Origin of the sequence: Rahnella sp. ATs2 (assembly GCF_051851855.1) — a bacterium.
GTDB lineage: Bacteria > Pseudomonadota > Gammaproteobacteria > Enterobacterales > Enterobacteriaceae > Rahnella > Rahnella variigena.
The window spans coordinates 42,770-57,464 of record NZ_JBLYPL010000010.1; the positions used below are offsets into that span (position 1 = coordinate 42,770).

General features: G+C 49.8%; 17 protein-coding genes. 9 read left to right on the forward strand and 8 right to left on the reverse strand.

What is annotated here, in order from left to right; all coding sequences use genetic code 11:
- Positions 1-30 precede the first annotated feature (30 nt).
- Positions 31-690 carry a TetR/AcrR family transcriptional regulator gene (locus ACJY2G_RS12425; protein WP_113877871.1) on the reverse strand — a complete coding sequence of 220 codons (660 nt, stop codon included), beginning with the start codon at positions 688-690 and terminating at the stop codon, positions 31-33.
- 200 nt (positions 691-890) lie between these two features.
- Here ACJY2G_RS12425 and ACJY2G_RS12430 point away from each other — a divergent pair, with 200 nt between their 5' ends.
- From ACJY2G_RS12430 to ACJY2G_RS12455, 6 genes are all read left to right on the forward strand, one after another.
- Positions 891-1,148, forward strand: a complete 258-nt coding sequence (locus ACJY2G_RS12430) for a hypothetical protein (RefSeq protein ID WP_120160498.1) — start codon at positions 891-893, stop codon at positions 1,146-1,148.
- A gap of 457 nt (positions 1,149-1,605) precedes the next feature.
- On the forward strand, positions 1,606-1,863 hold the full coding sequence (gene bhsA, locus ACJY2G_RS12435) for a multiple stress resistance protein BhsA (protein WP_120160497.1): 258 nt from the start codon (positions 1,606-1,608) through the stop codon (positions 1,861-1,863).
- A gap of 167 nt (positions 1,864-2,030) precedes the next feature.
- Positions 2,031-2,288 (forward strand): multiple stress resistance protein BhsA, encoded by a 258-nt coding sequence (gene bhsA / locus ACJY2G_RS12440; protein WP_430319006.1) that lies wholly within the window; start codon positions 2,031-2,033, stop codon positions 2,286-2,288.
- A gap of 147 nt (positions 2,289-2,435) precedes the next feature.
- A complete protein-coding gene (gene bhsA, locus ACJY2G_RS12445) occupies positions 2,436-2,693 on the forward strand; it encodes a multiple stress resistance protein BhsA (protein WP_430319005.1) in 258 nt (85 codons plus the stop codon).
- A 204-nt stretch (positions 2,694-2,897) separates the two neighbouring features.
- Positions 2,898-3,251: a type II toxin-antitoxin system RelE/ParE family toxin gene (locus ACJY2G_RS12450; protein ID WP_430319004.1), complete on the forward strand. Its 354-nt coding sequence runs from the start codon at positions 2,898-2,900 to the stop codon at positions 3,249-3,251.
- The gene (locus ACJY2G_RS12455; protein ID WP_120160491.1) at positions 3,235-3,573 is read left to right on the forward strand and encodes a helix-turn-helix domain-containing protein; all 339 of its coding nucleotides are present in this window, start codon (positions 3,235-3,237) and stop codon (positions 3,571-3,573) included. The genes ACJY2G_RS12450 and ACJY2G_RS12455 overlap by 17 nt, the downstream gene beginning before the upstream one ends.
- Positions 3,574-3,642: 69 nt before the next feature.
- Here ACJY2G_RS12455 and ddlA read toward each other — a convergent pair whose 3' ends face one another.
- Positions 3,643-4,740 carry a D-alanine--D-alanine ligase gene (gene ddlA / locus ACJY2G_RS12460; RefSeq protein WP_439291790.1) on the reverse strand — a complete coding sequence of 366 codons (1,098 nt, stop codon included), beginning with the start codon at positions 4,738-4,740 and terminating at the stop codon, positions 3,643-3,645.
- A gap of 72 nt (positions 4,741-4,812) precedes the next feature.
- Positions 4,813-5,142 carry a DHCW motif cupin fold protein gene (locus ACJY2G_RS12465; RefSeq protein ID WP_430319002.1) on the reverse strand — a complete coding sequence of 110 codons (330 nt, stop codon included), beginning with the start codon at positions 5,140-5,142 and terminating at the stop codon, positions 4,813-4,815.
- Between the two features lie 338 nt (positions 5,143-5,480).
- Here ACJY2G_RS12465 and ACJY2G_RS12470 point away from each other — a divergent pair, with 338 nt between their 5' ends.
- Together ACJY2G_RS12470 and ACJY2G_RS12475 are read left to right on the forward strand one after the other, a co-directional pair.
- The gene (locus ACJY2G_RS12470) at positions 5,481-6,860 is read left to right on the forward strand and encodes an NAD-dependent succinate-semialdehyde dehydrogenase (protein ID WP_112291363.1); all 1,380 of its coding nucleotides are present in this window, start codon (positions 5,481-5,483) and stop codon (positions 6,858-6,860) included.
- A gap of 149 nt (positions 6,861-7,009) precedes the next feature.
- The gene (locus ACJY2G_RS12475) at positions 7,010-8,131 is read left to right on the forward strand and encodes a JmjC domain-containing protein (protein WP_430319001.1); all 1,122 of its coding nucleotides are present in this window, start codon (positions 7,010-7,012) and stop codon (positions 8,129-8,131) included.
- Positions 8,132-8,217: 86 nt separating this feature from the next.
- Here ACJY2G_RS12475 and phnE (ACJY2G_RS12480) read toward each other — a convergent pair whose 3' ends face one another.
- The 4 genes from phnE (ACJY2G_RS12480) to phnC form a co-directional block, all read right to left on the reverse strand.
- The gene (gene phnE / locus ACJY2G_RS12480; RefSeq protein WP_112291360.1) at positions 8,218-9,141 is read right to left on the reverse strand and encodes a phosphonate ABC transporter, permease protein PhnE; all 924 of its coding nucleotides are present in this window, start codon (positions 9,139-9,141) and stop codon (positions 8,218-8,220) included.
- Positions 9,141-10,004, reverse strand: coding sequence for a phosphonate ABC transporter, permease protein PhnE (gene phnE / locus ACJY2G_RS12485; RefSeq protein WP_113877879.1), 864 nt, complete (start codon positions 10,002-10,004; stop codon positions 9,141-9,143). The genes phnE (ACJY2G_RS12480) and phnE (ACJY2G_RS12485) overlap by 1 nt, the downstream gene beginning before the upstream one ends.
- 159 nt (positions 10,005-10,163) lie before the next feature.
- Entirely contained in the window at positions 10,164-11,096 is a 933-nt protein-coding gene (gene phnD, locus ACJY2G_RS12490) for a phosphonate ABC transporter substrate-binding protein (RefSeq protein WP_120160483.1), read from the reverse strand.
- Between the two features lie 68 nt (positions 11,097-11,164).
- Positions 11,165-12,001, reverse strand: coding sequence for a phosphonate ABC transporter ATP-binding protein (gene phnC, locus ACJY2G_RS12495; RefSeq protein ID WP_113877880.1), 837 nt, complete (start codon positions 11,999-12,001; stop codon positions 11,165-11,167).
- Positions 12,002-12,207: 206 nt separating this feature from the next.
- On the opposite strand from phnC, the gene dld reads away from it, so the two are divergent.
- Entirely contained in the window at positions 12,208-13,899 is a 1,692-nt protein-coding gene (gene dld / locus ACJY2G_RS12500) for a D-lactate dehydrogenase (protein ID WP_120160481.1), read from the forward strand.
- A gap of 139 nt (positions 13,900-14,038) precedes the next feature.
- Here the strand turns inward: dld and ACJY2G_RS12505 are convergent, their stop codons facing one another.
- A complete protein-coding gene (locus tag ACJY2G_RS12505; RefSeq protein ID WP_113877882.1) occupies positions 14,039-14,629 on the reverse strand; it encodes a Yip1 family protein in 591 nt (196 codons plus the stop codon).
- Positions 14,630-14,695 lie beyond the last annotated feature (66 nt).

Below are 14,695 nucleotides of genomic sequence, written 5' to 3' on the forward strand. Positions count from 1 at the left end.
CTTTCTTAACAATTGTCTAAAACTCAGCGTTTAGTGTGCGGCTTTACTGGCAACCGTGGCTTTCGTCAGCTCCGGCCACAGATTCATGACCACGTCGATCAGGCGGTTAAGTTCAGCGGAACTTGCGCCGTCACGTGCCTGAACGGAGAAGCCCTGAATGGTACAGGCGAGGTATTTCGCCAGCAGCGCGCTGTCCGTTACCGCCGTCAGATCACCGCTCTCTTTCTTCTTCTCGAAGTATTCAAACAAAGTGCGTTCCTGCGAGAGGTGGCGCGCACGCAGCATTTCGGCAATATCCGCAGAAGATGAAGACATCCCGGATGATGCGCTGATCATGAAACAGCCGCTTGGCGTGTCGCAGTCGGTAAACAGCTCAACGATGGCGCGCAGGTAACGCCCGACCGTATCTTCGACGGACAAATCTGTTCTGCTCAATAAACATGAGCTCTTTTCGTAAAAGTTTTTCAGATAGTGTTCAACGGCTGCACGAAAGAGCCCTTCTTTGTTTCCGAATTCGGCATACAAAGTCGGTGCCTTTGCACCGGTTGCTTCGACCAAATCAGCTAATGAAGTGGCCTCGTAACCATGGCGCCAGAATAAATTCAGGGCCTTGCTCAGAGCAGTTCCACGGTCGAACTGTTTTGGGCGACCGCGACTTTTCCGGACCAAAGCCGTCTGTTCAGTGCTCATACACCCTCCTTCCATCACCATTGTGATTATGGTTATTAAAATAGTTATAGAAATAACTTAACGATCATTATTAAAAATAGTTGCGCACAAGTCCAGCGGAGTTTATTATTTAATTATCGAGCGATAAGAAAATCACTCAAACCCGCAAAGTTGCACAGCTATAAACGCTTTAACAAGCAACAAACCCAGGACGTAACATCATGAGTAACTTCAAAATCCTTCTTGCAGTTCTGGCATTAACCGCTGTACCGGTTGCCAATGTTGCCGCACAGCAGGTTATCATGATGCCAGCACTGAGTCAGGAAGTGAGAATGGTCAATGTGACCGGTGACAGTAACTTCTGTAACCCGGCTACCTGCGCGAACAAAAAAGTCGCACAGGGCCGAATTTCCACTTCTCCGACTCAGCCACCTGCACCTTCGACCTCTGGTCATCAGCCCGCTTCTGTTTACTACTAGCTTTTAACTACAAGCTTTTGTTTACACCCAAGCGTGGCGCCTGATGAAAGAGAGTCAGGGCAGGAATAACGGTAAGGCGGCTCAGGTCGCCTTATCTTTTTCGTAACCGACCCCTGTTTTATCACCCTCTTCGGTCAGAGCCAACCATTAACTTAGCGATCATTAAAGATTCATTTAGCGAAATTATGGATATGGCTGTCTCATACCTTTCCGGCGATCTAGTTTAAAAACATAAATTTAACAAAACAAAAACAACAGCCCCTCTGAGTGTGACCTGAGTCACAGCACAATTAGTTAACGCTCATTAAAAAAACATCTTGCACAAATCCGCTACACCCCTTACCATTTACTTATCGAACGTTAACTAATAGATAACGTTGACCTGAAACTCAGGCGCCTTATTCCTTATTAACGACTAGGGCACTGCCGAAAAAATTAACGAACAGGAATCACCATCATGAAAACTATCGCAATGACCATCGCTGCCCTGACACTGGCTACCGCTTCTTTCTCCACACTTGCAGCGACTGAAGTTCAGTCTGCACCAGCGGGTGAACAAACTATCGGTACTGTCAGCGCTTCTTCAAACGGTGACCTGAGCACGCTGCAGTCAAAACTGAATGCGAAAGCCACTGAAGCTGGTGCAAGCTCTTACCGCATCATCGGTGCTTCCGGTGAAAACCACATGTACGGTACTGCTGAGCTGTACAAATAAGAGATGAAGATGCGTTAGCAGATTGTTCCGCACAATTAGTTAACGATTAATAAATAAATGAGTTGCACAGAATGTGATCCAGGTCTAAGATTTAATTATCGAACGTTAATTAACAACGTCTGACCGAATCATCACCTGCTGATAAACAGATTAAAAGGAAGACCATCATGAAAAACATCACAATGACATTAGCTGCAATCGCCCTTGCTACCGCTTCTTTCTCCACCCTGGCAGCGACTGAAGTTCAGTCTGCACCGGCGGGTCAACAATCAATCGGTGTAGTAAGTGCTTCTTCAAGCAATGATTTATCCAGCCTGCAGAACAAACTGAATGCAAAAGCTAACGAAGCTGGCGCAAGTTCATACCGCATCATCGGTGCTTCCGGTGACAACCATCTGCACGGTACTGCTGAGCTGTACAAATAAGTAAGAAGTTTTGCGTTAAGGGTAAACGACATTTAGTTAACGATTAATAAGCTAGATGTTCGATCGGACAGAAGACCGCTTTGCACATTAAATGAACGTTGATGACAACGCCTGGCAAAGCGCAATAAACGAATTGAGGAAACCATCATGAAAAACATTACTATGACTCTCGCCGCTATCGCACTGGCAACCGCTACATTCTCCACCCTGGCTGCGACTGAAGTTCAGTCCGCTCCGGCTGGTCAGCAGGCGATTGGTGTTGTCAGCGCAACTTCAGGTAACAGCCTGAGCAGCCTGCAGGACAAACTGAGCGCTAAAGCCAGCGAAGCCGGTGCAAGTTCTTACCGTATCATCGGTGCTTCTGGTGACAATCACCTGTACGGCACGGCTGAACTGTATAAATAAGCACAGCGGTATACTTTAAAGCAGTAAGCAGAAGAGGCGGCATTTGCCGCCTTTTTCGTGCCTGCGATTCACCAAAACCACATTTGTTACGGCACATCACGCAAAACATATATCCGCTTTCTTGCTCACAGCCCCTGCCGTCATATAAAGGTGTTGGCGTGAGGCATATTTAGGTATAAAATTTTATACACAAGGAAAGTGACGGTGACTAAAAATATCGACTGGAGGGGAAGTTCACTCAAAGATTTGCGCAATTTTCCTGTTGATGTCAAAAAGCGGGCGGGCTATGAACTTGAGCAGATCCAGCAAGGCCTGCCTCCGACACAGTGGAAGTCCGTCAATGACTGGGGGGCCGGCGTGGTTGAAATCAAAATGGATGCCTTTGCCGGCACATTTAGGGTTGTTTATATCGCAAAATTTGAAGATGCAATTTACATCCTTCATTGCTTTGCGAAAAAGACTCAACAAACCAGTCTGACCGATATTGCCATCATAAAAACACGGTACGCTGAGATCGTCAGAGAACGTGAAAGGAGACAAAATGAAAGAGAACATTGATGTTGCTTCGCGCCATATCACGCCAGCTGACGGTAATGTCTTTGCCGATTTAGGATTTTGCGAAGAACAAGCGCAACATTTACATGCGGATTCGCAAGCTAAAATCGCACAGACCATTGCCCTGAAAGAACAACTGATGACTGAAATTGGCAACTGGATAGCACTGCAAAATATGCGTCAAGGTGATGCAGCTAAAGTGCTCCAGGTTTCACGCCCACGGGTTTCCGACGTAGTGAATAAAAAAACAGATAAATTTACGCTGGATGCTCTGATTCTGATGCTGAGTCTGGCTGGCAAACAGGTGAAACTGGTGGTCGAATAATCACTATCACAAAATAGAAAAGGCAGGGATCTCTCCCTGCCTTCTTCGTATTGCCCTGAAACCAGACGGTCAGTTAGCCGAGCTTTTCAGCTGGTTGTCCTGCTGATGTTGCTCCAGCGCCAGTTCGATCAGGCGGGTGATCAAATCGCTGTAACCTAGTCCACTGGCTGCCCAGAGTTTGGGATACATACTGATATTAGTGAACCCCGGCAGTGTGTTGATTTCATTGATGATCACCTCACCTTGTTCGGTCAGGAATACATCCACGCGCGCCATCCCCCGGCACTCCAGCACCTGAAATGCCTGTAAAGCGATAGCGCGTATCCGGTCGTGCGTTTCCTGCGGCAAGTCCGCCGGAACAGCAACAGAAGCGCCGGATTCATTGATGTACTTAGTGTCGTAAGAATAAAACTCGTCGTGCAGGATGACTTCTCCGCACACGCTTGCCTGCGGATAATCATTGCCCAGCACAGCACATTCAATTTCGCGGCCTTTAATGGCGGATTCGACCAGCACTTTATGGTCGAAACTGAACGCTTCATCCAGCGCGCGCTGATATCCCGCTTCATCGCTGACTTTACTGACGCCGACGGATGAGCCCTGATTGGCAGGCTTGATAAACAGCGGCAGACCGAGTTGTTGCGAGACTGCGGCAAACGTATGTTTCTGGCGGTTGGCACGGGTCAGACAGACAAACGGGGCGACAGATAAACCGGCATCACGCAACAAACGTTTGGTGACGTCTTTATCCATACTGACCGCAGAACCCAACACGCCCGAGCCCACAAAAGCGATATTTGCCATGCGCAGTAATCCCTGCAACGAACCATCTTCGCCCAGCGTGCCGTGAACAATCGGGAAAATCACATCGACCTGTGAAAGTGCGCTGGCGCTGTGCGTTTCGATTAACTGATTTTCCGTTTGACCCGGGATCAGCGCGACCTGATTATTCGAGCGGTTCAGGGCAATCAGCGAAGGGTTCTCAGCATTGATCAGGTAATTGCTGGCATCATTGATATGCCATTCCCCTTTCTTATCGATACCGAGTAATGTCACATCAAAACGTTGCTTATCAATAGTATCCACGATATTTTTCGCCGACTGCAATGACACTTCGTGCTCTGCCGATTTACCACCAAAAATGATACCAACCCGTAATTTACTCACCTGCTGCTCCTTGTCGTCCGCCTCAGCAGACGGCGAATTTTCTATAAACAAACGTGCTCAAAACAGCCTTGCCTAATCAACAACAAACAGTTTCGCACCTACCGGCGTGGAGGAACGGTGTGCTTCGGCATTGTCCGCCACCTGATAACTCATGCCCGGCGACAGCGTAAATTTACGACCATCTTCCAGACGGGTATGAAGCTCTCCTTCCAGACAAAACAGTACGTGGCCTTTACTGCACCAGTGATCTGCCGCATAACCTGCCGAATATTCAACAATACGCACCCGGATATCGCCGAATTTTTGCGTACGCCACAGCGCCATGCCGGTGTCGCCCGGATGTTGTGTCGGCGTTACGTCGCTCCAGTCAGTCGTGCAAAACGGAATCGCATCAAGCTTCATGAGTTTCTCAGTGTCGGGAATTTGAAGGAAAGCCAGCATAAAAGTGAGCGGTAAATTTATCAATCGCTTGCTGAAAACAATTCATTAACAGCCTGCCGCAAAGTTACGTAAAGCCGATTGTTCTTAGAGACAGACTACAGCCCGCGTCTGGCGGGGCCTTTGAAAATGCGGGTCGGGCACTCTAAACGGTTGTGTTGCATGAGGTGTCTGTGGGACAGAGGTCACGTTTTTTCGTCTATGCTTAATGTTCTGTTGAGAAAGAACGCAGTAAGGCGGACGCACCTCAATTCCAACGTGCCGTTGTTTTCGACGACACGCCACAAAACAAGGAGCAACACATGCCATATCAAACGATAAATCCGTTCAATAACAAACTCATCAAAGAATATCAGACCCATAATGACAAACAGGTTGAAGAAGCGCTTTCCACAGCACATGCCCTGTATAAGTCTGACTGGGCGCAAGGCGATATTAAGCAACGTGTTAAAGTGCTGCATAAACTTTCAGAACTGATGGCTTCACGTGTCGATGAACTTGCAGAAGTGGTCAGTACGGAGATGGGGAAACTCATCGGTCAGAGCCGTGGCGAAGTGCAGATTTGCGCCGATATTGCGAAATTCTATGCTGAAAAGGCGGAGGAATTTCTCAAACCTGTGCCGTATAAATCCGATCTCGGTGAAGCCTGGGTCGAGCATCATCCGATTGGTGTGATCATGGCCGTCGAGCCGTGGAACTTCCCGTTCTATCAGTTGATGCGCGTGCTGGCGCCAAACCTGGCTTCCGGTAACAGCGTAATCGTGAAACACGCCAGTATCGTTCCTCATTGTGCAGAAACCTTTGAGAAACTGGTTGCAGAAGCAGGCGCGCCAAAAGGTGCCTATACCAATCTGTTTATTTCACAGGATCAGGTGGCCTCCATTATTGATGACGACCGTGTTCAGGGCGTTGCGCTGACAGGTTCGGAAAAAGCAGGTGCTATTGTGGCTGCACGCGCCGCCGGTAAGCTGAAGAAATCGACTCTGGAGCTGGGCGGTAACGACGTGTTTGCCGTACTTGATGATGCCGATATCGATAAAGCTGCCAAAGCGGGTGCTCAGGCACGTGTATCAAATGCCGGTCAGGTCTGTACCGCCGCCAAGCGTTTCATTATTCACGAGAAAGTCGCCGATGAATTCCTGAAAAAATTCACCGAACACTTTAAAGCGCTGAAAATGGGTGACCCGCTGGATAAATCCACCACGCTGGGGCCGTTGTCCTCCGCAGATGCGGTGAAAACCCTGAGCAAACAGGTAGATGACGCCGTGAAGCACGGTGCGAAACTGCACTTTGGCGGCAAGAAGGTGAGCGATAATCCGGGGAATTTCTTTGAGCCGACCATACTGACGCACATTACCCGCGATAATCCGGCGTACTTCGAAGAGTTCTTTGGCCCGGTCGCGCAGGTGTACGTGGTGAAAAATGATGAAGAGCTGGTGAAACTCGCCAACGATTCTCATTACGGCCTTGGCGGTTCAGTGTTTACCAAAGATATGAACCGCGCCCGTAAGCTGGCAAGTCAGATTGAAACCGGGATGGTGTACGTCAACTCACCGACAGATACCGCCGCCGAACTGCCTTTTGGCGGTGTGAAACGCTCCGGTTTTGGTCGCGAACTGTCTGATTTAGGTATCAAAGAGTTTGTGAACCAGAAACTGGTGGTGCTGGCCGCTAAGTCCTGATGCTTCTTATCCCCCTGCGAAGGGGGATTTTTTCCTCTCTCCGCACTTCTCCTTTCTCCCTCATTTACCAAGCCTTGACCCACGACAAAGCGCGCTCAAGCACCGCCTCTCTATAATCAGACCCGTTTGTCTTCCCACTGGTAAATCACATGGCTTATGAACTCAATCTGGACTGGCCGGAATTTTTAGAAAAATACTGGCAAAAAAAACCTGTTGTTATTAAAAAAGCGTTCTCTAATTTTGTCGATCCTATCTCTCCGGACGAGTTAGCCGGTTTAGCGATGGAGCCGGAAGTGGACAGCCGTCTGGTGAGCCATAAAAATGGGGAATGGCAGGCAAGCAACGGGCCCTTCGAACATTTTGACGGGTTGGGTGAAACCGGCTGGTCATTACTGGCGCAGGCCGTGAATCACTGGCATCTGCCCGCCGCTGAACTGGTGAAACCTTTCCGCGTATTGCCGGACTGGCGTTTAGATGACCTGATGATTTCCTATTCCGTGCCCGGCGGCGGTGTCGGCCCGCACATCGACCAGTACGACGTATTTATCATTCAGGGTATGGGCAGCCGTCGCTGGCGTGTAGGCGATGCTTTGCCGATGCGTCAGTTCTGTCCGCATCCGGCGTTACTGCATGTCGATCCCTTCACGCCAATCATTGATGAAGATCTCGAACCGGGTGATATTCTGTACATTCCGCCGGGCTTCCCGCATGACGGTTTTACGCATGAAACCGCTCTCAACTATTCCGTCGGTTTCCGCGGTCCTAACTCGCGCGATTTCATCAGCAGCTTTGCTGACTATGCGCTGGAAAACGATCTGGGCGGCAATCATTACAGCGATCCGGATTTGACGCTGCGTGAACACGTCGGGAAAGTGGAAGAGTATGAGCTTGAACGTGTGCGCCAGATGATGGTTGAACTGCTCAGTCAGCCGGAAGATTTCAAACAGTGGTTTGGTCGTTTCGCCACCACGCCGCGCCACGAGCTGGATATCGCCCCGGCGGAGCCGCCTTATGAAGCGCAGGAAATTGTGGATGCGCTGATGCAGGGCGATATCCTGACCCGTTTAAGCGGGCTGCGCGTACTGAATGTCGGTGAACGTTTCTTTGTGAACAGCGAACCACTGGAAACTGCTCAGCATGAAGCCGCCGATGCGCTGTGCCGTTTCACTCTGATCAGTCAGAAAGAGCTGGGCAATGCGTTGCAGGATCCTGAATTTGTTGTCCTGTTAACGGATCTGGTCAATCAGGGCTACTGGTATTTCGACGAGTAATCCTTCGCGAATAAATAAGAGAGCAAAAGGCGGCCTCCCTGCGGATGCCGCCTTTTTTATGCGCTTTATTTGCCGGAGGTAATGAATTAAGGACGGTAAAGCTCCACCGGCGGCTTCATTTTTCGCTCTTCCGGCTCAAACAAATCAATCTCTTCACCGTGAATATATTTGGCGCGCAACATCGCAGAAATCTTATCCATCGTCATGACAATGGCGACCAGGATCAATGTGATAAACATCACCACATCCCAGTTCCATAAACGCATATTTTCCGCATACACCAGACCGATCCCGCCCGCGCCGACAAAACCGAGAACAGCGGCAGAACGTGTATTAGATTCAATCTGATACAACGACAGTGCGAGGAATGTCGGGAAAGATTGGGTGAAAATGCCGAAACGGTGCGTCTGCAACGGAGAAGCTCCCAGTGCCCGTAAACCGCGGCTCGGCGAGCGTTCCACGGCTTCGTGTCCTTCGGCGTACAGTTTGCCGAGTAAGCCTAAATCCTGCATCACAATCGCCAGCACGCCGGCCAGTGGCCCCATGCCGACAGCACGGACAAAAATAAGCCCCCAGATCGCCATATCCAGCCCGCGCAGCACGTCCAGAAGTCGGCGAATAATCATGGAAACCGGTCTGAGTAGCGGCGTAGACATTACATTGCGCGCCGCCAGAAAGGACAGTGGCAGAGCAAGGAAAGACGCAGTGATTGTGCCCGCAAAAACGATCGCCAGCGTGATCGCAATCTGCGTGAAATAATACTTAAAAGGCCATTCGGAAACGTTATGCCAGACGAACATGCGCAGGAAATATCGTCCGACTTCACGGGTGCCGCGCACCACTTCGCTCCACGGAATACCGAAATAGCTGAAGAAATAGACGTAGTACAACGCAATGACGACAGCCAGTATCGCGAGGTAACGCAGATAGCGACGCTGTGCGGCAAACAAATGTCCGTGCTGCTGCTTCAGGCTGCTGACAACATGAGGTTCAAGCGCATCAGTTAACATCAGAAAGTGCCCTCCACGACGCGTTTGCGCAATTTACCTGATAGAAAATCCATCGCCGACACCACCAGAATAATCAGCAATAAGGTCATACTGACCTGGTCATAACGGTCCAGTTTGATTGACGTCATCAGTTCCTGCCCGATGCCCCCCGCCCCGACTAAACCGAGGATCGTGGACTGGCGGAAGTTGATTTCGAGGCGCATAAAACTGTACGACAGAAATATAGGTTTAACCTGCGGCCACATAGCAAAGCGCATGCGCTGCAAGCGCCCCGCTCCGCAGGCTCGCAGACCGCGCACCGGTTTGTCCGATGCGGTTTCAATGGATTCGTAGAAGAGTTTGGTCAGACTGCCGACGGTGTGTAAAGTCAGCGCGATAAAGCCCGGAATAGCGCCGACGCCAAAGGCCATGACGCACATCACCGCCCACGCCAGCTCCGGCATAGTACGCAGGAAAGCCACAAAAGTGCGGATACTAAATTTAACCCATTTTGGCGAATCCGTATTACCCGCGGCGAGAAACGCCAGAATAACCGCCAGCGCGGTCGATAATATCGTCGAGGATAACGCCAGCTGAATAGTTTCCCAGATCAGTGGCAACTGAATATTAAGACGATATCCCCAATACGCCAGTGAACCTTCTGTATGACCGTCAGCAAATAACAATGACCAGTGTAATACCGGCACCGTCTGACCAATATAATCAAAGAAGCTCGGTGCGGAGACAATAATCGTTTTTAAATTAAGTTCGGAAACATTGCCTGACCACAGATATAACAACAGCATCAGCCCTGACCAGATCAGCGCCTCACGCTTTTGTTTTCCCCGAATCTGCTGGTAATAACGATTGAAGTCTTTGTTCAAAATAATATTTCCGATTTGCGATAATCATTATTCCTCCCCCTGCGAAGGGGGAGGCCAGGAGGGGGTATTAAAAAACAATAATGGTAAAAGCTTTCGCTTCCTGAGTTGCCATTAATACCCCACCCCAACCCTCCCCTTCGCAGGGGAGGGAGTTACGGGTTAGCGACCGCCTTTAGTCAGCTCACGCTTCATATCAATAATCTGCTGATATTCCGCCAGGGACGTTTCGCCGATATGTTGTTTACCGCCGACGGCTTTGACGAAGCAGGCGTGGTCATCTTTGTCCAGTTTCTTGATGGCAGAAACCAGTCTGGCTTTAAACGCCGGTGGCAGATCGCTGCGCACTAAGATCGGGCCGTTAGGGATCAGCGGAGATTCCCAAATGATACGGATTTTCTTCATCAGATCCGGATGGTCCATGCGGATCATACGGTTGAATGCGCCGGAGGTATAACCGGTTTCACGGTCGCCGATCATTGATGCCCAGGTCACTGCACCTTCAAACTGACCGTTCAGCACGCCAAGAATATCTTGCTCATGGCCGCCGGAGAAGGTGACGCTGGAGAAGAAGTTGTTGTACTTGTTGTCTGTCGTGCCGCCAAATTCTTTCTTGAAAGTCTGGTTTGGGATCAGATAGCCGGACGTGGAATCCGGGTCAGCGAAGCCGAATGATTTACCTTTCAGGTCAGACAATTTCTGGTACGGGCTGTCGGCTTTCACCACAACCACCGAGTGATAACCCCGGGATTTATCGGTGTCGTCGATAACGATACCGACCAGATCTACGGCTTTCGGGTTATTAATATAGACTGAGGCGAAAGACGATGGCGACATGCTTAATACCATGTCTACTTTCTTACCTAATAATCCCTGAATAACACCGGAGTAATCAGAGGAATTACGCAGTTTGGTATCCACGTTTAATTCTTTATCGAAGAAATCTTTTACACACTGATTATCGCCGATTTGCTGAGTGGCATTCTGACCGCCCAGAATACCCAAATTCAATTCTTTAGGCGCATCTTCTGCCATGCTGTGCATCGCGGTAAAAGAACCTGCTACGAAAACTGCCAGACGTAATAACTTCTTCATGTAATGATGACCTTGTGTAGATTGAGAGAAAGTAGAAATAAGGACTGCAAAATAAATAACGTTATTGTTTAACTGTTTATGGCTTCGTGTTCTTCACCGTATAACTGTTGCAAAATACCGTCAGTTAACTGATCCGGATGACCGTCGAAAATAATTTGCCCTTTAGCGATACCGATAACCCGGGTGCAATAATCTTTCACCAGTTCGACCGAGTGCAGGTTGACCATCACGGCTATATTTTCTTCACTGACTTTTTTCAGCGCATTCATGATGCGCAACGTATTTTTCGGATCCAGCGACGCAACAGGCTCATCGGCCAGCAGAATTTTCGGGTTCTGCATCAGGGCACGGCAAATCGCCACACGTTGCATCTGACCACCGGAGAGATTTTCAGCGCGCTGCAACGCATGCGGCAACATATGCAGCCACTCGAGCAGAGAAATCGCGCGGGCACGGTCTTCGTCGTCAAACTGGTTAAAGAAAGATTTGAATGTTGAGGTATGGCTCAGACGGCCCAGCAACACGTTAGTCAGCACATCCAGGCGAGGAACCAGACAAAAATCCTGGAAAATCATCCCGCAACCCGAGCGCCAGCGACGCAACGCTTTGCCGGTCAGCCCGGCCAGTTGCTGTTGTTCTCCATTTTCGTAATGACACACTACGCTGCCATCGGTAAGCGGAATGGTACCGTTGAGTACGTGCAACAGAGTGGATTTCCCTGCGCCTGACCGGCCAATCACCGCCACGAACTCACCCGCGTGCAGATCAAAATTGATGTCATTCAGGACGCGCTGACCTGATTTATAAGATTTCACCAGGCCTTTCACGTCCAGAACTTTGTTCAAATGCTGTGGCCCGGCCTGAGGATATTCAGCCTGTGCCAGCTTAAGTTGAGCTTGCGCCATGATGCTGTCTCTCGGTTGCTTTCATAATCTGGCGTTCATTAAGCGCGAGTTATATGACACATCAATGACGATTTAATGGACAGCACATGACAAAAATGCAACAGATTAAGTGAAATTACCTAACGGATATCCCGAATGGGGTTTAACTTAATGTGTATCATTTAAGTCTATGATTAGATGGCAATGCATTTAAAAAGGAAGATGAAATGGATAATCAGTCACTCATCGCCACGCTCAAAGAGATTGCTGGCAGCCGTCATGTTCTGACCGGAGACAGCAACACTGAGCGCTACCGCAAAGGATTTCGTTCAGGTGGCGGCAAAGCACTGGCCGTGGTATTTCCGCAAACGCTGCTGCAACAATGGCAATTGCTCAAAGCCTGTATCGCCGCCGATAAGATTGTCATTATGCAGGCCGCTAATACCGGGCTGACCGAAGGCTCAACGCCCAGCGGTGATGATTATGACCGCGATATCGTCATTTTCAGTACCCTCAAACTTGATCAAATTCAGTTGCTCGACGGTGGCCATCAGGTAATCGGCTTCCCCGGCAGTACGCTCTATAAGCTGGAGAAAATCCTCAAACCTTATAACCGTGAACCGCATTCGGTAATTGGCTCGTCGTGCATCGGTGCATCGGTGGTCGGTGGGATTTGCAACAACTCCGGCGGATCGCTGGTGAAACGCGGTCCGGCCTATACCGAAATGGCGCTTTATGCGCAGATCGACGCACAGGGTGAATTACGCCTGATTAACCATCTGGGTATTAATCTTGGCGAAACGCCGGAAGAAATACTGACGCGTCTGGAAAAAGCTGATTATCTGGAAAGTGACATACTGCACGATCAGCGTCTGGCATCTGACCATGATTATGCTGCGCGGGTGCGTGAAGTGGACGCTGATACGCCATCGCGTTTTAATGCCGATGAGCGGCGTCTGTTTGAAGCCTCGGGTTGTGCGGGAAAACTGGCCGTGTTCGCCGTGCGTCTGGATACTTTTCCGGCTGAAACGCAGCAGCAGGTATTTTATATTGGCACCAATGACACGGCAGTGCTGACTGAATTACGCCGTCAGATCCTCCGTGATTTTGCGAATCTGCCGGTGGCCGGTGAATACATGCATCGCGATATTTTCGATATCACTGAAGTCTACGGCAAAGACACTTTCATGATGATCGATAAGCTTGGTACCGACAAAATGCCGGACATGTTTACCGCAAAAGGAAAGTTCGATGCGCATGCCAGTAAAGTCCCTTTCCTGCCGAAAAACTTCAGCGACCGCGTAATGCAATGCCTGAGCAAAGCCCTGCCGAATCACCTTCCACCTCGCATGAAGCAGTACCGTGACCGGTTTGAACATCACTTACTGCTGAAAATGTCCGGTCCTGGAATTGATGAGGCACGTACATTTCTGACGCGTTTCTTCAGTGATGGTCAGGGTGATTTCTTTATCTGCTCGGCTGACGAAGGCAAAAAAGCTTTCCTGCACCGTTTCGCCGCTGCAGGTGCTGCGGTGCGTTATCACGCGGTACATGAAAAAGAAGTGGAGGATATTCTGGCGCTGGATATTGCACTGCGCCGTAATGACCGCGACTGGTTCGAAACATTGCCGGAAGATATCGACAATCAGCTGGTGGCAAAACTGTATTACGGCCATTTCATGTGCCACGTTTTCCATCAGGATTACATCGTCAAAAAAGGCGCGAACAGCAAGGCACTGAAACACCGGATGCTTGAATTGCTCGACGCCAAAGGCGCGGAATATCCGGCAGAGCATAACGTCGGACATCTGTATCTGGCAAAACCGCATCTGAAAGAGTTCTACCGGCAGGCAGACCCGACCAACAGCTTCAATCCGGGGATCGGGAAAACCAGTAAGATGAAAAACTGGCAGGAATAATGTCCTTCAAAAGGCAAATGGCGTAGTCGGCGCAGGCAGTTTGTTCCCGGACAGCGCGGCGGCTCCGCAGCGTACATAAAGTACGGGAGGAAGCCGAGCACTGTCCGGGGGCAAAATGGCAAGTAAGATAGCCATTACGTTAGAATAATTGTGTTCCGTAACCCCACATAATCACCGTCAGAGCCAGAAGTAACTCTAATACCAGAACGCCCATTGCCAGCGTTGAACTGGAGAACAGGAACCCTTCGCGACGGTCGATATTCAGGAAGTTAGGAATGCCGAGATACAAAAGATATCCGCTATAACACAGCCCGATGATGCCGACGAACAGGCATAACCAGACCATCGGATAAAGCGCAACAAGACCGCTGAGGAACATCGGCGTGGCAACATAACCGGCAAACACGATACAGCTGTTGAGTGTCGGGCGGCTGTCATAACGACGTGCCATCCAGTAGATTATGCGCCCCATCAGTGCGACAGCGGCGAGCATCAGAACATAGAAGATAACGGCGATATACGACGCGGTGAACATGGAAACCATCAGCGTCTGACCGTCACCGAAATTCCAGCCCAACTGTGTTGTACCGATAAACGAACAGACAACCGGGATCAACGCCATCAAAAGAACATGGTGGGAATACACATGTGAAACGGTTTCCCGCTCACGCTGGATTTGCTGCAGTTCGGGACCTGGATGGGATAAAAGTCCCCAGACATGATTTGCCATGAAACACCCCCTTGTACGCCGAAAGCCGCCAGCGGCGTGCAGTGATAGACCTTCGGAAATGCCCGT